Source organism: Paramesorhizobium deserti (assembly GCF_001558695.1).
GTDB lineage: Bacteria > Pseudomonadota > Alphaproteobacteria > Rhizobiales > Rhizobiaceae > Paramesorhizobium > Paramesorhizobium deserti.
Window position 1 is genome coordinate 86322 of record NZ_LNTU01000012.1, and the last position, 21127, is coordinate 107448.

Below are 21127 nucleotides of genomic sequence, written 5' to 3' on the forward strand. Positions count from 1 at the left end.
GGTTGAACATGCGTATCAAGGTTTTGGACCGGACGTCCCAGCGGCTTATGCGGAATGCCGCAATCATCATGATCGCGGGATTTGGGGCTGGCTGCAGCGCCGATACGATGCGTTTCACCGATGGTATCTACACAGGATCTACATCCAATCAGCGGCAGACGATCAGCAGGCCGGCAGCTCAGCCATATCCGCAGCCCGTCGCCGCTGCCCCACAGGATGGCGGCTATGCGGGTTCCGTCAATCGCGGCGCGGTTACGCCGGTCACCCAGAGCGCGGGCGTCCAGCGCAGCACTCTGCCGCCGGTGTCATCCGCGCCTGTTGCCGCTGCTTCCAATACGCAGCCGGTTCAGCCGGCCGCAGCACCCGTCGCGGCGGCACCCAGGGTTGTCCAGCCGGCCGCAACCGGGCAGCAGGTCGCGGCCGTCAACCCCGCGCCAGCCGCCGCTTCGAGCGAGAGCGTAGTCGTCGTTCAGCCGGGGGAATCGCTTTTCGGCATTGCGCGCCGTACCGGCGTTTCGCCCAATGCGCTCATGCAGGCGAACGGCATCACCGATGCCAACAGGATACAGGCCGGGCAGAAACTGAAAATCCCGGGGCAGGGCACTGCCGCTGGTGGGGTTATCGCCGCCAATGGGGTAAGGACATCTGGGCAGGCTGCCGGCCGGGGCGAGCCGGAGAAGGTGCTGGGGCAATTGCCGCAGACGCCTCAGGCGCCGAGCAATCGTCCGGCCAACAGCGATGTGGCGGTTCTGCCGCAGACGCCGACGGTCAGGGAAAAGCAGCCGGGAACGACGGCCACTGCCGCAACTACGCCGAACACGGCTACTCCGCCGGTCACCGGCGGCAGCTATACGGTGCAGAGCGGCGATTCGCTTTACGCGATCTCGCAAAAGACCGGAGCGTCGGTGGATGCGATCAAGAAGGCCAATGGTCTGACCAATGGCGCGATCCGCGTCGGCCAGTCGCTAATCATTCCGGGTGCCGCAGGCGGCGCAACGCAGGTGGCCAGCGCTCCCAAGGTCGATCAGGTGAACACCGGTTCGACGCCTCCGGTGACGCAGCCCGTTTCCGAGGGCGCCAAGCCCTATACACCGCCGCAGGCGAGCAACAAGGTCATCGAGGATGCGGAAAAGGATGTGGCCACAGCACCGTCCTCGACCGGAATCTCGCAGATGCGCTGGCCGGCGCGTGGCCGCGTGCTCTCAAGCTTCGGCCAGCGTGAGGGTTCTTCCGTCAATGACGGCATCGACATCATGGTACCCGAGGGTACGCCGGTAAAGGCCGCCGAGAATGGCGTCGTCATCTATGCCGGCGACGGGCTGAAGGAATTCGGCAATACGGTGCTGGTGCGCCATGAAAACGGGCTGGTGACCGTCTATGGGCACAACAGCAAGATCCTCGTCCAGCGCGGGCAGAAGGTGCGCCGGGGCGAGGAGATCGCCCGTTCGGGGATGAGCGGCAACGCCAAATCGCCGAAGCTGCACTTCGAGGTGCGCAAGAACTCTTCGCCGGTCAATCCGACGAAATATCTGGAATCGTAGTTCCAGCGCTCGATAATGAAGAAAGCCCGCTGAAGAGCGGGCTTTTTTGTTTTATGCTCTCAAAATTTAGCGCGAGAGCAGCGTCAGCCCCGGCATGTCGGCTAGGATGGCCCGGGTCACGCCACCGAAGACCAGTTCGCGCAGCCGCGAGTGGCTGTAGGCGCCCATCACCAGAAGATCGACCCCATTGGTCAATATGTGCTGGCGGATCGTCTCCTGGGTCGAAAGGCCCTGTGAGGCCAGATGGTTGACGGTGACTTTGACGCCATGACGATCGAGCGCCTCGGCGAGCGCCGCACCAGCCATATCGCTATCTTCTTCATCCGTTTCCGGCGGATCGACCCAGACGATCTCGACGGATTTCGCGGCGACGAGCAAGGGCAGGGCGTCGAAGGCGGCGCGAGCGGCTTCGCGCTTGCCGTTGAACGCGACGACAATTTTCGCGATATCCGACGGCATGGTGAGGGCGTAGGGCACGAGGAGCACCGGGCGACCGCTGTCGAAGACGAGCACCTCGGTCGTATCGCTCGACGTGTCGGGATCGTCGGGATCGGGCTGGCCGGCGATGATGAGATCGGCGCGGAAGGCGCTCTGCAGGATGCCGTCGGAGGCCGCGCCGGTGTTGGAGCGCACGATGCGGAACTCATGCGACAGATCCTGCCGCCGCATCTCGGTTTCGAAGAGGTTCCTGAGCTTCGTCGCGTTTTCCTTGTGGCGCGCCTCATGCGCCTCGAACACGGTCGCATCGACGAAGCCGTTCGGATCGGCATAGACGACGGGAGAGGGGATCGCATAGATGCCGATGATATGCGCCCGGTCGGTCTTGGCGGCCACCAGCGCGGCGGCGTCGGTGATCCGCTTCAGTTCGATGGCGCTGCGCGCGTAAGCAATGATGGTCCGGTATGCCATGGTCCAAGCCTCCTGTCAGTTGCTGCCTGATCCGTCCTCAGGCCATAGCATTATACGCGCTACGACCCTATGACGTTGCATTCCTTCAATGCTTGCTTAATCCGCCCTTTCGCTTCGCCCGGCCTTGCGCCAGCGCAAATCCGCGAAAAAACACGTTGCGCTTCAATCATCTGCGTCAGGCGGCCTGTTGCGCCTTCAGCCGCTCGACCATTGCCTCCACGGCAGCGCTTGCGGCCGCCAGCTTTTCCTCGTCGCGGGCGCGCACCACCAGTTCGGTCGCGAATTTTCCTTCCTCATAGCGGGGATAGGAGCCGATGATCGTATCGGGATGGGCTTCCTGGATGGCGCGCAGCGGCGCGCCGATGATGCCTTCGCCGAAGGGGCACGTCACCGTGCGGGACAGGAGCTTTCTGCCGGTGCGAAGCTGCGGCACGACATTGTCGAGCATGGCTTCGAATACGGAGGGAACGCCCGCCATGACATAGACATTGCCGATCATGAAGCCGGGGGCGACGGAGATAGGATTGTCGATATGGACCGCGCCGCGCGGCATACGCGCCATTCGCTTGCGTGATTCGGTGAACTCGAGGCCACGCCCGGCATAGTTGGCGGCCAGAAGCTGCGTCGCCTTTTCGTCATATTCGCAAGGCACGCCGAACGCCTTGGAAATCGCATCTGCGGTGATATCGTCATGGGTCGGGCCAATGCCGCCGGAGGTGAAGACATAATCATAGCCGCCGCGCAGCGCATTGAGCGCCTCGACGATGCGGTCCTCCTCGTCGGGAACGATACGGACTTCCTTCAGGTCGACGCCGATGGCGGTCATGATATCGGCGAGATGGCCGATATTCTTGTCCTTGGTGCGCCCCGACAGAAGCTCATCGCCGATCGCCAGCATGGCCGCTGTCACCGGCTTTTCCGATTGTCCGTCCGACATAAGGCTTTTCTCCGTTGACGCTGCTTCCTAGCACTTAATCCCGCGGGCGGGGAGACGGCAAGCCTGTGATGCCGCAGGTGCCGGGAGTGTGAACAGTCCGTCGCCGACCAGGGTGGTTCCATTTCCTTGGGATTGGCTGGCATAAATGTGTGCCGCGCGGCAGAGCGGCGGACGATCCACCGATATGGAGATGAAAATGGCGAAAATTCTCGTTCTTTATTATTCCTCTTGGGGACATATGGAGCAGATGGCGAAGGCGGCCGCCGAAGGCGCGCGCGAAGCGGGCGCTGACGTAACGATCAAGCGCGCGCCGGAACTGGTGCCCGAGGAGGTGGCGAAGAAGGCCGGCTACAAGCTCGACCAGGATGCACCGGTGGCAAACCCGCTGGAACTCGCCGATTACGACGGTTTCATCTTCGGCCTGTCGACGCGCTACGGCATGATGGCCGCGCAGATGAAGAATTTCCTCGACCAGACTGGGCCGCTCTGGGCCGAGGGCAAGCTTATCGATAAGCCGGCGACGGTCATGTCCTCGACCTCGACGCAGCATGGCGGGGCGGAAATTGCGCTGGCCTCGGCACAATTGGCGCTACAGCACCACGGCATGATCATCGTGCCGCTCTCCTATGCCTATCAGGACCAGATGGGGAACGACATGGTGCGCGGCGGCGCGCCTTACGGCATGACTACAACCACCAACAGCGATGGCTCGCGCTTCCCCTCGAAACAGGAGCTGGAGGGCGCGAAATTCCAGGGCAGGCGGCTCGCCGGGATCGCCATCAAGCTGAAGGGCTGAGCCGCGATGCGAAAGGGGCGCACCGCCCCTTCGCATCCATTATTTGCAGTCGCGGTTGGATATTTTGCCGTCGGGCAGGGTTGTCCGGCAAAGGATGGCAAAGCCGTATCCGCCTGACTTCAGCGTTGTTTCCGTGAAGATGCTGGCGCCGGTCAGGTTGGCGCCGGTGAGATTGATCTTTCCGCCGAACGGCGTGTCCTGCGGAACAGGTCTGGGGGGGCCATATGCGTCCTCGGTGGCATCGGTCGGCCGGACGCCCACGGCATAGCCGGTGATGTTGGCGTTGCGCAGATTGGCGCCGGTGAAATTCGCTCCAATGAACACACCGCATATTTCCGCTTTCTCGAGATCGGCGTCGGTGAAATCAGCCTGGCCGAAATCGGAGCACGCGCCGCTCATCGATGCGGGATCGCTTCGCACGCGCACCAGCTTGGCGCCTTTCAAGATCGTGCCGTGCATGCTGATCTCATAAAGGCTGGCATCGGTCAGGTTGGCGCCGGTGAGGTCGGCGTAATCCATGCTGTTTCCGCCGAGATTCGTTCCGGTGAAATCGACATTGCGCAGGCTCGCATTGTTCCAGCTCATGCTGGCGAGCGCGGAATCATATTTCGTCTGGCATGTAACAAAATTAGCGTGATCGATCCTGGATCCGTCGAAGGTGCCGTTGACGACTGCATTGGCGGTGCAGTTGACGAGGCCGTTATCGGCCGTTTGGGCAGGCTTGATGCCGGAGAAGTTCTCACCGGGGAAGTTGCAGCCGAAGCACTGGCCGGTCTGGCGGAAGAGCTCCATCGCAACGTGTTTCTGGGTGGCCGTGAGCTCGGCATTGAGACGGTTCTTCTGCTTGTCATAGAGCGCCTTCAGGCAGGAGATATCACCGCCGCAGTCCGCTCTTGCCTTCAGCCATGCGCGCTGAGCATCAACCGCCTTCTGCCGCTCGTCTCCTTTCAGCAAACGGAGCAGGGTCTCGTAATTGTAAGCTATGTTTGCATCGGCGCTCGAAAGATCGCCATTGGCGCAGACCGCCTTTTCGTCGGGGGCGCTGGCGCGCGCGCAATCGAAGCTTGCCGCACTCGCCGGCATAACTGCGCCATTGCCGATCATGAAGAGCAGGGAGGTCGCCACAAGGAAAATGCGCTGCATCGCTCGTCCTTTCTGCTGAATCGCGGAATAACGCAAAACGGGTGGAGATGTTATGGGAGCACTCGTGAAGGAAGCATGAAACGAATGTTTCAGATGCGATCGGTTTGCCTGGCGGCAGAAAGCCGGGAAGAATTGGTGCGGATGGAGGGACTCGAACCCCCACGGGGCAAGCCCAAGGCCATCAAGATCGACGGTTCTGGTAGCAGATCACACCCGTAGAAGCCAATTCAGGATCGAACCGAGAAGTAAGATCAAACCTGGCCACTGCGGTGAGAGAAGTTCAAGACGAGGTCTTTACCTTTCCTGGATGGCCACCTTTGCAATTCGAGTTCCGTCAGCACCGCTTACGGGCCAGCGCCATCAGCGTCCAGCCAAGTCCCATGGCTTCTTTGAGGCGCTCGACACGGTCGCCGACCAAAGCCCGAATTGGCCGATTGAACGTGCGAGAGTTGATCAGCCGCATGATCCCTCGATCGGCCTTCGGTGAAACGGAGAAGATTTCCGTTATCTCGAAGCGTGGTTCGAGAAGGCTGTGCAGTTCGCGCTTGTCGACCCAACGGCGGAGTTGACCGGGGGCGGGCGGCGGAATGTGGTTGAACCGTTCCAGCACGAAGCGGTTTTGTGTAGCCAGCATCAGATATCCTCCGGGCCGCAGATGCGTGGAAAGCTTATCGACGAAAGCTTTCTGGTCAGGCATGTGCGATAGGACCTCCAGAGTGACAATGACGTCGAAGGTCCCGCCAAAGTCCAGCTTCATGAAATCGCCAGCGATAAAAGCGATTTGCGGCCAACGTTGCCGGGCACGGGCCAATACTTCGTTGGACAGATCGGTTCCCGTAACACGACCGAAGCTTGCCAGTTGCGGGCAGAACCAGCCGGAACCGCAGCCCACTTCGAGAATATCGATACCCCCTTGGTCGAGCGCATTCAGCCAGCCGACAACCACTTCAGCCTGTCTGACGCAAACATCCTGAATATCATGCTCACGATACGAGGCGTTCCATTCGTTCCAGAAAGTCCGTTGCACGGATATTGGGGCAATCTTGTCCATAATGCCTCCTAATTTGACACCCTTGCTTCGCCGCGCAATCGGCGCGCCGGGGCCATCCATGTGCCGTTTCAGGCTGTGGAAACGGTTGTCAGAGGATGGTCGATATCGATCGGGACGTGACGGCTAGCTTGGCGGTCCTCGCCAGCCACGCTTCCTTGTCCTTCTCGAATGCGCGGACGAATATGTTGGGTACGGCCGGTGTCTGATGATGATGCAACGTCTCGCCATCAGGATTCCTGTTGTCATCAGCGCGATGTCCGAGGTCGATGTGCGGAGAATGGCTCGGCTGCACGGGCGACGGGAACGATGATCCTGCGAAAGGAAACAGGAAAACGGCGGGGCCGATGATTATGATGCGGGTGAAGACCATTTCTGCGCGGAATCTCTGATCGCATAACGTTGAATGAAGATAAGAGCTCCTTTCCTGTCAGGCAACGATGCCTCGGTTACCTTCTTTGAGGAGGGCACTACCACTTTTATTCGATCATCTTCCGTTTCAGTTTCAATCGCTTCGCGTTGCTGCTGTGTCCCAGAAATGCAGAATTATGTCTCAGGAAATCGAGGAGGAAGAGCATCGAATCCTTGCCTCCAACCTTGGCAGGCTTCGAATGATGGTGCGGACGGCGGGAATCGAACCCGCACGGGCAAGCCCGAGGGATTTTAAGAGGACGGACATCGCCTATCCTTTGTTTATCCGGGGGTATCCGATTTCCCGATAACCGTCTGTAAGCACTAGATTTTTTCGGCTATCGATACATCCATACCTAACCGGACAGACGCTACGGCGGGCTTTCCTGGTGCTCCTATTTTGCACCTGAAATCCGGCCTCAACGGAGGTTAGGAATGCCGAAAATCAAGCTCACCAAGACAGCGGTTGACGCCGCAACCCCGCAGGAACGCGAATACGAACTACGCGATACGCTCATACCCGGCTTTCTCGTGAAGGTCACGCCGATCGGCCGAAAAACTTTCATGATCGCCTATGTCGCTAACAACGGTCAGCGCCGTAAACCGGCAATCGGTCGCTACGGCGAGATCACCGTCGAACAGGCACGCGGAATTGCCCAAGACTGGCTGGCCGAAGTCCGGCGCGGCGCTGATCCTAGTGCCGAACGGACAGCAAGCCGTCAGGCGCCGACGGTCAAGGAACTCTTCGACCACTTCAACCTTCAGGCTCGACTCATCTATCTCACGCCGGAAGGCCGATCCCTGAAATCTCAGCGCAAACCGCGACGAGGCGATCCTGCAGCGTGTAATCCTGCGCCTCCGGGTTCGGCTCCATACGCTTCAGGTGGTAAAAATATTGGCCGGTGACATCAGCCTTCGGATCCTCACCGGCCGCGAGCCAGACTTGCGTGAGATGGGCCTGGTCCATGTCATCGGGCGCACCCGGACCTCCCATCTTGGTCGGCACCCACCCCGGCTCCAGCGCGTTCGAAAAGACGTCCGGCCAGCGGCGGGCGACGGCGAAGGCGAGCATCGCGTCATGGAGCTTGCTCTCCGCATAAGCCGTCGAGCCGTTCCAGCGACGCTTCTTCCAGAGAATGTCGTCGAGGTTGGCGTTGGCATGATGATGCATGCCGGAGCTCAGGTAGACGAGCCGTTCGGGCCGCTCGATCAGCGCCGTCAGGATGTAGGCCGCCAGCGTGTTGATGGCGAAGACATACGGCAGGCCGTCGGACGTGAGGCGATGCCCCTCGCGATACCCGACCGCCGCATTGTGGATCACGGCGTCGAAATGGCCGAGCGCGTTGACTTGGTCGGCGACGTTACGTGCGCCGGCGATGGTCTCGAGGTCGCCGATGACGACGGCCTCGGCGCTCGACAGGTTACGGCGGGCGTCGTCGGCGCGTGCGGCATTGCGGGCGTGCAGAACGATGCGGTGGCCTTGGCTCGCGAGCAATTCGCCGGCCATCAGGCCGAGGCCGGTCGACGAGCCGGAAATGAAAATGCGTGACATTTGCTTTCTCCTGCTACTGATTGAAGGGATTACGACTGCACGCTGCGGGCGGTCGCAGCCAGGACCGCGCCGATGAGGGCGCAGGCGGCGCCGAACAGATAAACGGATGCGAAACCGAACTGCCCGGCGATGACGCCCGCGACCGGGCCCGAGATGCCGTAGGCGATGTCGAGGAAGGCGACGAATGCGCCCATCGCGCTCCCGCGGTTGGCTGGGGACACGCGCTTCAGCGCTTCTACACCGAGAGCGGGAAACACCAGCGCGCAGCCCAGGCCGGTAACGAGCGCGCCGGCGAGCGCGATGATCTCGTGTGGCGCGCTCCAGATCATGGCCTGCCCCAGCGCCTCGATCACCAGCGACCAGAGCGCGACACGATAGCCACTCATCTTGTCGGGAAGGCTGCCGAGCACCACCCGGACAAAGATGAAGCCGACACCGAAAGCGGTCATGACGAGGCCTGCATTGCCCCAGTTCCGAGCCGCGAAGTAGAGCGACGCGAATGCGGTGAGGCCGGACAAGCCCACGCCTTGCAGCATCAGACCGATACCTTCGCGCCAGATCTGTCCGATCACGCGATAGAAGGGAATCCGTTCCCCCGCCGGTGAAGCGTAGGAAGTCTCGCGCGCAGCGATCATGGCGGAGACGACCGGCGCCACGATACAGGCGAGCATCGCCGCTTGCAGGCCGAACGCCTGGTAGAGCCACATGCCGATCGGGGCGCCGATGGCGAGCGCCGCAAACATCGCGATGCCGGTCCATGACATCGACATGCCTGCGCGTTGCGGTCCGACTGAAGCGATCGACCAGGAAACGCACCCCGTCACGAACTGGCTTTCACCAAAGCCGGCGGCCAAACGACCGATGACGATAATGGCGAGGCCGACGCCAGGTGACAGGCCTGGCATGGCCGCAACGAAATAGAGGAGTCCGCCGAGGGCGCTGATCACCGCGCCCTGAAGGGCCGAGCGCTTTCCGCCATATTGGTCGGTGAGACGACCGGCATAGCCGCGGGTCAGCACCGTTGCGAGGAACTGGACGCCGATCACCAGTCCAACAACCACGCTGTTGAAGCCCAGTCTGTCGTGGAGGAAGAGCGGGATGACCGGCAGCGGCAGACCGACGCTGAGATAGCCGCAGAACAGGGCCGCGATGATGCCAGGCGCTGGACGAGAAAGATGGGTTTGTGCGTCTTCCGACGGACGCACGCCGTTTACCGTGGGTGCCGACATGGCAGCCTCCATTCAATGTTCGTTGGATCAGGGGTGTCGGGGCCGCCCGGAGCCGGGCGGCGGCCCGAGTTCAGCCGGCCGTCTTCGCAGAAGCCGAAGCGTGGAAGAGGTCGGCACGATAACCGCTGGTCTCGAGCAGATAGTCGCGCGACGCGTTCACCTCGGCGGCGAGCTTTGCCGTATCCACGCCGACCAGCTTGCCGGCCCGCTTGCGGACTTCGCCTGCGATCATGACAGTGTCGACATCCGAGCGCTCGACCGCCTGGACGATGGTGCCGATGGCGTTCGTCACCGGGAATACGGCGACGCCGTCCGTGCGCACCATGATGAGGTCGGCCTGCTTTCCGGGCGTCAGCGTGCCGACGGCGCTTTCCAGACCGGCCGCACGCGCGCCATTCACCGTGGCCGCTTCAAGCACAGCTTCGGCGGAGATCGGTGCCGGCACATTCTCTTCGCCCCGGAAGCGGCGATAGCGCATCGCCGAGCGCTGCTGTCCGAACAGGGCATGCATTTCACCGAAGAGATCGCTGCCGAAGGCCGTATCGAGATCAATCCCGAGGGCCGGCTTCAGTCCGCGATCAACGGCCTGCTGATAGGCAAAGCTCTCATCGTCGAAGCCGAACAACGCATCCGAGCGCGGATTGACGGTGACATTGACCCCGGCGTCGGCGAACAGCTTCCAGGTCTCTTCAGGAACGCGCGTGCAGTGATTGAAGATGTTGTGGGACCCGAGGATTCCCGGCTCGGCGAACTCGGGGCCGAGCTTGGCCAGGTCGCCGATGAACTCGGTCAGAATCCGCATGTCGAGGCTGCGGGCAACCCTCCACCAGTCGAGATTGAGCTGCCCGAAGAGACCGACACGGACCAGGCCACCGTCCTGGTTCCAATTGGCCGCGAGGCGGTTGAGGTCGGCCGGCAGATGCGCGGCCGACGCTTTCTTGTCCATGGCAGCCCCAACCATGTGCAGGGCGCGGATTCCGGAGTCCTCGAGCGCGTCGAGCGCCGCGTCGGTGTGCTCGGGCGAACGTGAGCTGTGGCAGGCGTCGATGATCGTCGTGATGCCCGCATCGATCGAAGCGAGCGCCGTCAGCTTGGTGCTGAGATACATGTCGAGCGGGCGATAGTGCGCGCCGAGCGTTTCGGCGACGACGTCGATATAGGCGAACAGATCGTCGACATCGGGCATCAAGCGCCGCATGGCGCAGAGCCACATATGATGATGGGCGTCGACGAAGCCGGGCATGACGATGCAGCCCGCCGCATCGACCACCTCGGCGCCATCGGCCTGCAGGTTCATCCCGACCGCGGCTATCCGGTCTCCTTCGATCAGGACGTCTCCGGCCGCAAGGTTGGAAGTGCCGGGATCCATCGTCATGATCGTGCCACCCTTGAAGAGGGTTCGGGGCGATCCATTGCTGGTCATGATCAAGTCCTTTCCTGGTGCGTGAGTGGGTTCGCCACCGTTATCGCGCCAGGATGGCCTTGATTTAAGTGCGCTTATATCACATGCTTCCTGACTAAATATCAGGAGTGATGATATGGCCTTCGATGGAAGGATCCTGTCTGGGGTGAGCGTGCTCGCGGCCGTCGTCGAAGGCGGGAGCTTCGTGAAGGCGGCCAACCTGGTGGGCATCACGGATTCCGGCGTCAGCCGCGCGATCAGCCGCCTGGAAGGACGCTTGGGGGTCAGGCTGCTTGATCGCACGACCCGATCGGTGACTCTCACCGATGAAGGGCGTCGCTTTTATGAGGAAGTGAAGCCGCATCTCGACGCCATCGAGGAAGCAGCAACCGTCGCGGCTGGGGCTACGTCGGCGGTACGCGGGCGCCTCAGAGTCGACATCGACCCGTTCTTTCTGCCCTTGGTGCTTGCCGGTCGTCTGGGCGCTTTCTGCGAGCGCTATCCAGAGCTCGCAATCGAGTTCGTGACGAGCGAACACGTCGGCGACCTGGTGTCGGAGGGGATCGACCTCGCCATTCGGTTCGGCCAGCCACGGTTCGCGAGCCTGGTTTCCCGGAAACTGATTGAAGCGCCGATCCTGACCGTTGCTGCACCGCGCTACCTTGAACGATACGGGAAGCCCTCTCACCCCTCCCAGCTTACCGATCACCGATGCCTGCAGTTTCTCGACCCGCACACGGGCCGGCCGTTCGAATGGGAGTTCATCCGCGACGGTGAATCGGTCGAGGTCCCCACAAGCGGCCCGCTAACGTTCACCGACCCCAAATCGATGCTCGAGGAATGCGTCGCGGGTACTGGGATCGCGCAAGTGATCGGCTGGGGTGTCGGCCGTCTCCTGGAGACGGGGGAACTGGTCGATCTGTTTCCGGATTGGCACGGGGAGCGTTTTCCCCTGTTCGCGTTCCACCCTTCGCGCAAGCACCCGCCCGCAAAGGTGCGGGCGTTCGTCGAGTTCTGCGTCGAGGTGACGATGGAGCTTTAGAAAGAACGTCCCTGCACCGGGCTACTCGGCCACGCGAATAGCAAGATCGAGCAATTAGCCGAAGCGCCAGATTGCCACTGCCTGGCGACCAAACGGCACTGGAACGGACGCTATTTGTCTCGCCGACGATTGGGCGAAACTTGGATGCCGCTTCCGAAATGTTCGAAGTAACCGGTGAAGATATCCCGCCGATAACGAGGCAAAGAAGGCCAGCCTGAGTTGATCGCGCTCACCGCGATCGACCGCCGCGGCGAGCTGAGCGGCTCGATCAAGGTGATTTGCAGCGGCGGCTGCGCCTCTGAGGAAGTCATCTCCAGCATTGGTAAGCTTTGCACCGGACCTGCTGCGGCCGAACAACGCAAATCCCAGTCGATGCTTCAGCAATTGCATGCGCCGGCTCACCGTGGATTGGGGCAATTCAAGGGCTTTTGCGGCGCCGCGAAAACTGCCGAACTCCGCTACCCATAGGGCGCACCGAAGATAGCGGAGGTCCAACGAGAGATCAGTCACGCCAGACCTTCAGGTTGACGGCGCGACGAGCAGTTGGAGGAAGCTGCTCGCCACACATCATCTCACTTGCTTATGCAGTATCCACCGTCGACGGGCAGTGCTACACCCGTCACGAACGAAGCAGAATCGGAGAGAAGCCAAGCTACCGCCTCACCAATCTCGCTGGACTCCCCCCAACGCCCTATCGGATGACCTGCGACCAGCTTCTGCACGAGATCGGACCCGGACTCGATCGCCTCGCGGCTCATTCCTGATTCAATGAGGCCAGGAATGACCGTGTTCACCCGAATGCCCTGTTTCGCGTAGTCCACTGCTGCAGCCTTTGAGATTCCGATGACGCCTTCCTTGGTTGCGATTGATCGACATTATCGCCGAGGGCTTCGATGCTGGCCTGCGTCAGGAATCGGTGGTGCCGCAGGACATGATCGCGCTTCCGCTCGGTATTCCGGAGATGCTCCTCATCGTCGCGTCGCCGGACTACTTGGCCTCACGTGGAACGCCGCAGACGCCCGGTGACCTGCTCACGCACGAGTGTATCCGGGCGCGCCTGCCGAGCGGCACGATCATGCGTTGGGAACTCGGCAAGGGCGCGAACCAGGACGTGGTTGACATATCCGGCCGGCTAATCGTCGGCACAACGCTCCTAGCAGCAAGAGCCGCCGCCGCGGGAGCAGGCCTCGCCTACGTGGAGGCGCGTGAAGCTCAACCGCTGCTGGATGCCGGAAAAGTCGTCAAGGTCCTGGACGATCGGACACCGCCCCTAGACGGGCTCGCACTCTATTATCCTCGTCAGCGGCTGCCGTCCGCCGCATTCCGGGCATTTATTGAATACTGCAAGCGCCAGCTTCCTGTTCGTAGTCAAGATGAACTCGAACAGGCATGCATGACAACCGGCGAAGGCTGACAAAAGCAGCGCGCTCACAGGCGCCGGGCAATCGCCTCCGCTAACCCGGTTCGCATTGAATCTCATGTTTCACTACTAGGCTTCGAAAGAGGCCCGCAGGAAATTGGCGGCATGGTCGAGGGCCATGCGGCTGCTTTCGAGGTGCACAACGTCGAGCTGGAAGACGTGATGCATGCCCTCCCAGATTTCGAGTTGGACCTTCACGCCGGCCTTCGCTGCGCGGCTGGCTAACTGACGGGAGTCGTCGAGCAGGCGTTCCTCGGTGCCGACCTGGATCAGCAGCGGCGGAAGCCTCTTCAGGTCGTCGTACAGCGGCGAAGCCAAGGGATCGGTTGGATCGTAGCTGCCGACATATTTGCTGGCGCAGTCCTGAAGATATTCGTAGCCAATCAGCGCGTCGGTCACGGCCGGGTCGGTCATCGACTTGCCGGAAAATGCCAGGTCGGCCCATGGCGAGAAGACCACGCCGGCGATCGGCGCAGGACCTCGCGGTTGGCGAGCTAGTTGCGACAGCGTGACGAGGGAAAGCCCCCCGCCGGCCGAATCTCCCACGACGGCGATCCGATTGTATCCGCTTTCGGCCAAATAATCCCACGCCCGCAGCGCAGCTTCGGGTGCTGCAGGTAGGCTCGCCTCCGGCGCCAATGGGTAATCGATGACGAGCGCGGGGACGCCGGTGCGGTTGACGATCTGGCTGACAAACCCACGATAGGCCATCGCAGACCCCATGACATAGCCGCCGCCATGGATGTAAAGGATCGCCTGCGAGGAGGCGGATGTGAGCGGGCGCACCCACCAGCCGCGAACTCCCTGAGCGTCGACCATCTCGAGCTTGACGTTGTCGGTCAGCGGACTGGCCGAGATGAACTTGTCGTAGATTGTTCGCGGCTCTCCCGTCGACGCACCCCAGAAGTCCGCGAATTGCTGCAGCAAGACTGCCTCGCGTCTGCGGTCACTTTCGGAAAGCTTGTAGACAGTCTTTGCGGCCGGCGAGTTGGTCTGGGATACGTCGATCATTTATGGCTCCAAGTCCTGGCCCTGGGGTTCGGGGCGTCTAGGCCGGAATGCGGCCGAACTTGCCTAGGGCATAATCAGATAGCGTCCGCTCAACGTCGGCTGCGGTCGACATCACCAGAGGACCGTGCTTTACGAACGCTTCACGGATCGGCTTTCCCGCCAGCAGCACGAAGTGCGCTGGCGCATTGGCCTTCAGCGAAATGTCAGCAGACGGCCCAGCGTCGATTGTGGTGGCCATGCCCGCCTCGATGACCCGCTCCTCGCCACCACAGGCAACGGTCAATGTGCCGGACACGGCATATACCCAGGCCTGCCACCCTTCGGGCAAGGTATGAGTAAAGCATCCATGCAGCACGAGATAGCCGTCGAGGACGGTCATCTCCTCCGGCGTCCCAGTCGCGCCGGTCACATCGCCGCTTTCCCCCAGGACGACGCGGACACGATGGCCGCGTCCCTCGATGATTGGAACGTTCGCGGCCTCGACCTTCAGCGAGCGTGCAGGAGACTTCTTGAGCCGCCCAGGCAAATTAACGAAAATCTGCAACGCGTGGATCCGCGCGCCTTCAGCCGGCTTTTCCTCGTGCGCCGCGCCGCTTGCAGCCGCCAGCCAATAGAGGTCGCCCGCCTTGAGGTCGATGTTTTGCCCCAGCGTGTCGCGATTGTGGAACACGCCCTCCGTATCCTCGAACATCATCGTGACAGCCGAAATGCCGGCATGAAGATGCGGGTCGAAGGTCGGCCTGGTCATCACGAAGTGGTCCACCATCAACAACGGATCCATTCTTCCGCCGAACATCTCTTCCGAGAAGTGGTTGGCCGAGAAACCAGCGCCGATCTCGTGCGGCTTGCCCGACACGATGGCACCAATCCTGCGATTGACCACCTCGGTAATTGCGATCTCTGCCGTGCTGTCCATATCCTTCACTCCACAGGTTCGTTTCATGTCGAACACTGTAGTCGCCGCCGCCAGTGGCCGATAAGTCGCCAATTTCCAGACCTAACGTCCAACAGAATGAACGATAATAGGGAATGACGTATGCTTTTCATCCCTGATCACCATTACCGTCAGCGATAGGTTCTCCAGCATTTCAGGGGAGCAGGACTGGCTTGATCGCCTCTCCTGATTTCATCGCCTCGGCGGCGCGCTCGATCTCCTCGAGCGGAAAGGTCTTCACAAGTTCACCGACCGGAAGACGTCCGGAGGCCACGAGGCCCGCCAGTTGCGGGAGGAATACCTGCGGGTTGCTCCGCCCTTCGACGATGCCCATTATGCGCTTGCTGTCGTTGACGATGTCGGCGACATCCACCGGGGCAGTCGTGCCGAACGCCGGGACTCCGACCACACCAGCAGTGCCACCATTGCCCAGGCTTTTGATCGCCTGCGCCAGCACGGCGGGCACACCACTGCTCTCCACGACGAAGTCCGGGCCGCCCCCTGTCAACTCCTTCAGCGCTTCGACCGGATCAGCCGATCGGGAGTTCACAACCTTGGTCGCCCCGAGTCGCTTCGCGAGGTCGAGGCGGGAGTCCTGGATGTCCACGACAATCAGTTCGCGCAGCGGCAGCAGAGCTGCGGCCATTACCGCAGACAGACCCACCGCGCCGGCGCCGAACACGGCAACAGCACTGGCCGCGCCAGGCTTGAGCACGTTGAGAACCGCGCCCGCTCCGGTCTGGATACCGCAACCAAGGGGTGCGAGCAGTTCCGGTGCCAAGTCCGCGGCCAGCTCGGGCACAACGACGGTATTGCGTTCCCTCGCCAGCGCATAGGTGGCGAAGGAGGACTGGCCGAAGAAGTTACCGTGAATCGCCTGGCCGTCCTGCCACAATGCCGGCTTCCCGTCCGGCCGGGAGCCGTTGGTGAAGTTGTGGGCCAGGAATATCCGACACCGCGAAGGCGCGCCCGAAATGCAGTTGCCGCAATGTCCGCAGGAGTCGAAAGTCAGCATAACCCGGTCGCCGGCGCGCACGGACGTGACATCCGTGCCGACGCTCTCCACGATGCCCGAGCCCTCGTGTCCGAGTACACCCGGGAGAGGGAATGGAAAGTCTCCCGCGCGCGCAGCGAGGTCGGAGTGGCACATACCGACTGCTTCGATCCGGACCAGGACCTCATCCGCCCCGGGATCATCGATCTCGACTTCGCTCCGTAGGAACCGTGCCCTCGGTTCGGAGACGGTCATCGCCGTAACATGTCGCGTCATCGTCGTTCCTCCTGGCTATATCGTTCCATGGCTTTGATTATGCGGATAGTGAGGTGCTTTCGTCTGCGGCATCGACCACCTTGCGGGCGAGCAGCGCGATGCGTTCGCCCTGGTAGCGGGCGACAGCGAGGTCATCTTCGCCAGGCTTCTGCGAGTCGTTCTGCGAGATGAAGGTGGCGCCATACGGCGTGCCGGCCTTGAACAGAGCCGGGTGCGAATAGCCGAGGGGTACGATGATGAGCCCGAGATGGGCCATCACATTGTAGATCGAGAGCAGGGTCGATTCGTTGCCGCCGTGCTTCGTAGAAGTGGATCCGAAGACCCCGCCAAATTTGCCGTTGAGGCGGCCCTGAAACCACACGCCGCCCAGACCATCGATGTAGGCCTTGAGTTCGGAAGCGATGCTGCCGAAGCGCGTTGGCGTACCGAAAATGATCGCATCGGCCCATACGGCGTCCTCGGCGGTCGGCGCTTCATACTTTTCATTCATGAGCGCCGCGCCCTCGGCCCAGCCAGGCGCCATCGCCATGATCTCGGGACCGACCATCTCGCGCGCGCGCCGCAGGCGGACTTCGGCGCCAGCGACGCGTGCGCCTTCGGCGACCGCGAGCGCCAGCTCTTCGGTCGAGCCATTGCGAGAGTAGAATGCGATCAGAATTTTAGGTCTCGTCATGATAGAAGCTCCAGGCAAGAATTGACCTTCTCGCGCAGTGCGACACCGCGCGATGTGGCTAAGAATCCGGACAATGGGGACAGTCGAGGCAACTAGGCCGAAATGCGTCTGGGAACTTTGCCCCTCGTGTTCATATCCTCGCTCCACAGTTCATTTTATGTCGAATACTGTAGTTGCCGCCCATATTGGCTGAGAAGTGGCCAGTTTTCGGACTTAGCGTCCAACAGACTGAACGCTGAAGTGGAGTGGCTAATATTCGCGCCATGCCGGTTTGGGAGGAAGCGGACTCCCGGACATGCCCTCCAGCGCCGCAACAGCGTGACGAATGGAGGAGGCGCCTCCATCCGCCGCTTCATCTGTCGGAAGAGCCGAAGCCCATGGGCTTACTGGGGCGGGCTTCAGTGTTGCCGGGAATTCACAGCAATACGGTCTTGGGAAACTCAGCCGACAGATGGTCGAGAAAGGCCCGTACGGAGGGCAGCAGCCCCTGCCGGTAAGGTATCAGGGCCGTGAGCGTGGAATCGCCAGCCAGCCAATCGGGAAGCACCCGTTGCAGTTCTCCAGAGCGAACCGCCGCCCGGCAGACATAGCCTGGAAGCGCAACAATCCCGAGACCTTTTATGGCCGCATTCTGAAGCCCGACCATGTCATCGCCGAGCAGCCGCGGGGTCAGCGGCATGACGATCTCGTCGCGTTTCTGCCGAACGTGGCGAAGACGCCAAACGGGCTCGACGCCGGTCCGCATCATGAAGAGCGATGGGTGGTTCTGAAGATCCTGCGGGCCGCGTGGCGCCCCGTGCTCACGGAGATATTCCTTGCCTGCGAACAGAAACCACGGCGCTGGCGCGAGCGTGCGCTGGACGAGGGTGGAATCAGGGAGCGGCTCGGAATGCGCTCGTACAGCCACGTCGTAGTTTTCGCCGACAATATCGACAGTCCGGTCGGACGCATGCGCGACCACGTTCACCTTCGGATATTGAACGAGGAAATCAGCAATGATGTCGGACATGGCAAACTGCATGGTGGCAGAACCTGCAGTGCATCTTACCGTGCCGGTCGGCTCGGTCAGGCGGTGACGGATTGTTGTCTCGGCAAGTTCGGCTTCGCGCAGCATGGCGACGGCGTGTCGATAGAAGTCTTGCCCTGCATCGGTCATGCCGAAGCGGCGGGAGGTTCGATTCAACAAGCGAACGCCAAGCTCGCCCTCAAGCTGCTGGATGCGATGGCTGAGCGTTGATTTCGGCACCCGCAACGTGCGCCCAGCAGCGGTAAACCCGCCGCGATCAACGACTTGCACGAAATAGAAGAAGTCATTCAGGTCCAGCATCCGACACCTCAATCGTCCATCAGGCTGGACGCTACGTTGTAAATTTGCCGACTTCCGGGCCGCTTGTCCACCGCTTAGGAATTGAGCTGTCACGAACAGTTCTGGTGACCGGAGACGATCGGCAGTCTCTGAAGAAGTCAGACGACCGCACGAAGCGTATTTGCGCATGTGCACATGTGCAGTCGGGCACCGGTTTTTATTTGGAGGATCACATGACCACTCGCACCTACGACCCCCTCAGCCAAGATAACGCCGCCCTTGTTCTCATCGATCATCAGGTGAACCTGATGACCGGCGTACGCGACTACGAGACGGGGGAGCTCAAACACAATGTCGTGGCGCTCACCAGGGCCGCCAAGGCGCTCGGCCTTCCAATCGTCGCCGCGAGCACGGCGCGCGACACCCTCTGGGGACCCACTTTCCCCGAATTGGTGCAGGCCCTGGACGGCGTCGAAATCATCGACCGTTCGTCGGTCAATGTTTTTGACGATGAGCGCGTCGCCGCTGCAATCGAGGCGACCGGCCGCAAGAAGCTGATCCTCGCCGGTATTTCGCTCGAAGTCTGCGCCGGCTTCCCCGCGATGACGGCGGTAGCGCGGGGCTACCACGCCTATGTGGCCGTCGACGCCTGCGGCACGTTCAGCAGGACCAAGCGCGACGTGAACCTACTGCGCATGAGCCAGGCCGGTGTCATCCTCTCCGACTATGCGACCCTCATGGTCGAGATCCTGAAAGACAACGCCCGTCCGGAAGCTGGGCCGGTCTATGACGCGCTCGATATGCCCTGGGCGAAGCTCGTCGGTCAAATCGTTGCATCCTATTCGAATTAAACCGGAATTTCGGTTCGCGGCCGGCAAGGCCCGATCTCGGTGGATACCAAGCGCTCAGGCCAGGCCGGGCTTCCGACGAATATCGCACCGACCGTTGTTCCGAGAAGGAGACAGACCATGACCAACGACTATCGTGATTATGCAGCGACCCTTCTGCGCGTGACACTTGGGGTTCTCTTCCTCGCGCATCTCGGGCTGAAGATCTTCGTGTTCACTCCAGCGGGCTTCGTCGCCTTTTGTGAGGGGCTGGGCTCCCGGCAGCAGTCGCCTATCTCACGATGGCGGTAGAGCTTGCAGGCGGCCTTGCTTTGATTTTGGGCGTTTATGTGCGGGTGGCGGCGGCAGCACTGGTGCCGGTCATGCTCGGCACGATCGTCCTGGTTCACGGCCCGGCCGGGTTCTTTTTCACGAATCCCAATGGCGGTTGGGAGTACCCGGCATTCTGGACGATCGCGCTCATCGTCCAGGCGCTGATCGGAGACGGAGCTTTCGCGTTGGCACCCACGCGCTGGCCGCGAGAAGCGCTTGCCAGCCTGACCGCCACTGTCGCAAAGCGTTGATCAAGTCTAGCGGCGTACCTCTCCGGGGAAAGGCACGCCGCGAAACCACGGCGAGCCGCTTCCTTTCGCGGGTTCACTCGCAATCACACTGAAAGTCTCAATTTGTCCCTGTGCGAGCAATTCTCGACCCTGGACCAAGTGGTGCGTGATTGCGAAGAGCCTCTTGAGCACGAAGTGGCGTCGCCCCTTCAAGCCACTGGGCGCGCTGACGGAGGAGCTTCAGCATCGCGACACGATCGACGGGATGCGAGAAGGTGTAACCCTGACCGAGCCTGCAGCCCATTGTATAGCTGGCTTGCCTGAACCTCGGCTTCGATCGCCACGCATCTCTGGAAAATAGAGCGCTAGAGCACCCACCGGCTCCCCATCGTCTCCCATGATGGGCGAGGACCAACAGGCCATCAGCCCCCGGCCCAGGACATGATCGCGATACATCGTCCATTTCGGATCAGAGGCTATGTCCGTGTGACCAGAACGGCGGTCCGCAGGTAGGCAGCCGCGCCGCAAGAGCCGACGTCCGGACCGATCATAACCCCGTCGATGGCCGCGCTGAAAGGATCGGGCAGACTTGGTGCCGCAAGCTGGCGAAGCATTGCCGCGGAGTCTACGCTCACAATGGAGCATATCACTCCGGGTAGTCTCGCTTCCATTTCCAGACAAAGTTCGCGCGCCGTCTCCTCCAAGGAGGATCCGTTCGCAATCAATCGTAAGATTCGGTTTTCAAGTTCGAGCAAAACAACTGACCACCAACCCGTCCTGGCAGCCGCGTATGGGCGACTAAAATAGTCTTCAAGGATGAACCTGGAGTAAGTTTAGATACTAAATATCGAATAAGTATGCACGCAGGGGGAGAATGCCTTCGCCTGCAGCCGAACCTTCGTTTCGGCCGACCCCTTCTGCAGGGAGGAGCGGCGCGATTGAGAATTTCGGCGAATCCACGATGAGCGAGGCGAGGCGCGCCCTGACATCCCGCTCGCACGGCTTTGGCAAGATCATTATCACAATCGCCGATTGATCTGATCAATTGTGAGAAATGTCACCGCGCATAGCGCGGTGCGGAGCACCAGCATCCGACGTGTCAAGCACAATCTT

The 21127-nt window shown here is 61.4% G+C and carries 19 protein-coding genes and 2 pseudogenes; 7 read left to right on the forward strand and 14 right to left on the reverse strand.

What is annotated here, in order from left to right:
- Positions 1 to 8: 8 nt before the first annotated feature.
- Complete coding sequence (locus ATN84_RS09505; protein WP_082766250.1) at positions 9 to 1541, forward strand: peptidoglycan DD-metalloendopeptidase family protein; 1533 nt, start codon at positions 9 to 11, stop codon at positions 1539 to 1541.
- 66 nt (positions 1542 to 1607) lie between these two features.
- On the opposite strand, the gene ATN84_RS09510 is transcribed toward ATN84_RS09505, so the two are convergent.
- Together ATN84_RS09510 and ATN84_RS09515 are read right to left on the reverse strand one after the other, a co-directional pair.
- Complete coding sequence (locus ATN84_RS09510; RefSeq protein ID WP_068881421.1) at positions 1608 to 2450, reverse strand: universal stress protein; 843 nt, start codon at positions 2448 to 2450, stop codon at positions 1608 to 1610.
- A 175-nt stretch (positions 2451 to 2625) separates the two neighbouring features.
- Positions 2626 to 3387, reverse strand: coding sequence for a competence/damage-inducible protein A (locus ATN84_RS09515; RefSeq protein WP_068881422.1), 762 nt, complete (start codon positions 3385 to 3387; stop codon positions 2626 to 2628).
- A 196-nt stretch (positions 3388 to 3583) separates the two neighbouring features.
- Between ATN84_RS09515 and wrbA (ATN84_RS09520) the strand changes: the two genes are divergently transcribed.
- Complete coding sequence (wrbA, locus tag ATN84_RS09520; protein ID WP_068881423.1) at positions 3584 to 4183, forward strand: NAD(P)H:quinone oxidoreductase; 600 nt, start codon at positions 3584 to 3586, stop codon at positions 4181 to 4183.
- A 39-nt stretch (positions 4184 to 4222) separates the two neighbouring features.
- On the opposite strand, the gene ATN84_RS09525 is transcribed toward wrbA (ATN84_RS09520), so the two are convergent.
- Positions 4223 to 5326: a pentapeptide repeat-containing protein gene (locus ATN84_RS09525; RefSeq protein WP_068881424.1), complete on the reverse strand. Its 1104-nt coding sequence runs from the start codon at positions 5324 to 5326 to the stop codon at positions 4223 to 4225.
- Positions 5327 to 5660: 334 nt separating this feature from the next.
- Positions 5661 to 6377: a class I SAM-dependent methyltransferase gene (locus tag ATN84_RS09530; protein ID WP_068881957.1), complete on the reverse strand. Its 717-nt coding sequence runs from the start codon at positions 6375 to 6377 to the stop codon at positions 5661 to 5663.
- A gap of 843 nt (positions 6378 to 7220) precedes the next feature.
- Here ATN84_RS09530 and ATN84_RS25970 point away from each other — a divergent pair.
- A pseudogene (locus ATN84_RS25970) lies at positions 7221 to 7487 on the forward strand (Arm DNA-binding domain-containing protein); the annotation flags it as partial.
- A gap of 79 nt (positions 7488 to 7566) precedes the next feature.
- Here ATN84_RS25970 and ATN84_RS09545 read toward each other — a convergent pair.
- From ATN84_RS09545 to ATN84_RS09555, 3 genes are all read right to left on the reverse strand, one after another.
- Positions 7567 to 8337 carry an SDR family NAD(P)-dependent oxidoreductase gene (locus ATN84_RS09545; RefSeq protein ID WP_068881427.1) on the reverse strand — a complete coding sequence of 257 codons (771 nt, stop codon included), beginning with the start codon at positions 8335 to 8337 and terminating at the stop codon, positions 7567 to 7569.
- A gap of 29 nt (positions 8338 to 8366) precedes the next feature.
- Positions 8367 to 9566, reverse strand: coding sequence for an arabinose transporter (locus ATN84_RS09550; protein ID WP_082766251.1), 1200 nt, complete (start codon positions 9564 to 9566; stop codon positions 8367 to 8369).
- A gap of 70 nt (positions 9567 to 9636) precedes the next feature.
- Positions 9637 to 10989 carry an amidohydrolase family protein gene (locus tag ATN84_RS09555; protein WP_068881958.1) on the reverse strand — a complete coding sequence of 451 codons (1353 nt, stop codon included), beginning with the start codon at positions 10987 to 10989 and terminating at the stop codon, positions 9637 to 9639.
- A gap of 115 nt (positions 10990 to 11104) precedes the next feature.
- On the opposite strand from ATN84_RS09555, the gene ATN84_RS09560 reads away from it, so the two are divergent.
- On the forward strand, positions 11105 to 12010 hold the full coding sequence (locus ATN84_RS09560; protein WP_068881429.1) for a LysR family transcriptional regulator: 906 nt from the start codon (positions 11105 to 11107) through the stop codon (positions 12008 to 12010).
- Positions 12011 to 12064: 54 nt separating this feature from the next.
- On the opposite strand, the gene ATN84_RS25975 is transcribed toward ATN84_RS09560, so the two are convergent.
- Both ATN84_RS25975 and ATN84_RS09570 read right to left on the reverse strand, forming a co-directional pair.
- On the reverse strand, positions 12065 to 12520 hold the full coding sequence (locus ATN84_RS25975; RefSeq protein WP_082766210.1) for a LysR family transcriptional regulator: 456 nt from the start codon (positions 12518 to 12520) through the stop codon (positions 12065 to 12067).
- Between the two features lie 62 nt (positions 12521 to 12582).
- Positions 12583 to 12876, reverse strand: coding sequence for an SDR family oxidoreductase (locus ATN84_RS09570; RefSeq protein ID WP_082766211.1), 294 nt, complete (start codon positions 12874 to 12876; stop codon positions 12583 to 12585).
- Here ATN84_RS09570 and ATN84_RS09575 point away from each other — a divergent pair.
- Entirely contained in the window at positions 12876 to 13424 is a 549-nt protein-coding gene (locus ATN84_RS09575; RefSeq protein WP_068881432.1) for a LysR substrate-binding domain-containing protein, read from the forward strand. The genes ATN84_RS09570 and ATN84_RS09575 overlap by 1 nt on opposite strands.
- Positions 13425 to 13499: 75 nt before the next feature.
- On the opposite strand, the gene ATN84_RS09580 is transcribed toward ATN84_RS09575, so the two are convergent.
- From ATN84_RS09580 to ATN84_RS09600, 5 genes are all read right to left on the reverse strand, one after another.
- Positions 13500 to 14441: an alpha/beta hydrolase gene (locus ATN84_RS09580; protein WP_068881433.1), complete on the reverse strand. Its 942-nt coding sequence runs from the start codon at positions 14439 to 14441 to the stop codon at positions 13500 to 13502.
- A 37-nt stretch (positions 14442 to 14478) separates the two neighbouring features.
- Positions 14479 to 15357, reverse strand: a complete 879-nt coding sequence (locus ATN84_RS09585) for a pirin family protein (RefSeq protein ID WP_068881434.1) — start codon at positions 15355 to 15357, stop codon at positions 14479 to 14481.
- Between the two features lie 172 nt (positions 15358 to 15529).
- Entirely contained in the window at positions 15530 to 16645 is a 1116-nt protein-coding gene (locus tag ATN84_RS09590; protein WP_068881435.1) for an NAD(P)-dependent alcohol dehydrogenase, read from the reverse strand.
- A 37-nt stretch (positions 16646 to 16682) separates the two neighbouring features.
- Complete coding sequence (gene wrbA / locus ATN84_RS09595; protein WP_068881436.1) at positions 16683 to 17318, reverse strand: NAD(P)H:quinone oxidoreductase; 636 nt, start codon at positions 17316 to 17318, stop codon at positions 16683 to 16685.
- Between the two features lie 415 nt (positions 17319 to 17733).
- Positions 17734 to 18645, reverse strand: coding sequence for a LysR substrate-binding domain-containing protein (locus ATN84_RS09600; RefSeq protein WP_068881437.1), 912 nt, complete (start codon positions 18643 to 18645; stop codon positions 17734 to 17736).
- A 212-nt stretch (positions 18646 to 18857) separates the two neighbouring features.
- On the opposite strand from ATN84_RS09600, the gene ATN84_RS09605 reads away from it, so the two are divergent.
- Positions 18858 to 19475 (forward strand): isochorismatase family protein, encoded by a 618-nt coding sequence (locus tag ATN84_RS09605; protein ID WP_068881438.1) that lies wholly within the window; start codon positions 18858 to 18860, stop codon positions 19473 to 19475.
- A gap of 117 nt (positions 19476 to 19592) precedes the next feature.
- Positions 19593 to 20035, forward strand: a pseudogene (locus ATN84_RS09610) (DoxX family protein).
- Positions 20036 to 21127: the final 1092 nt, after the last annotated feature.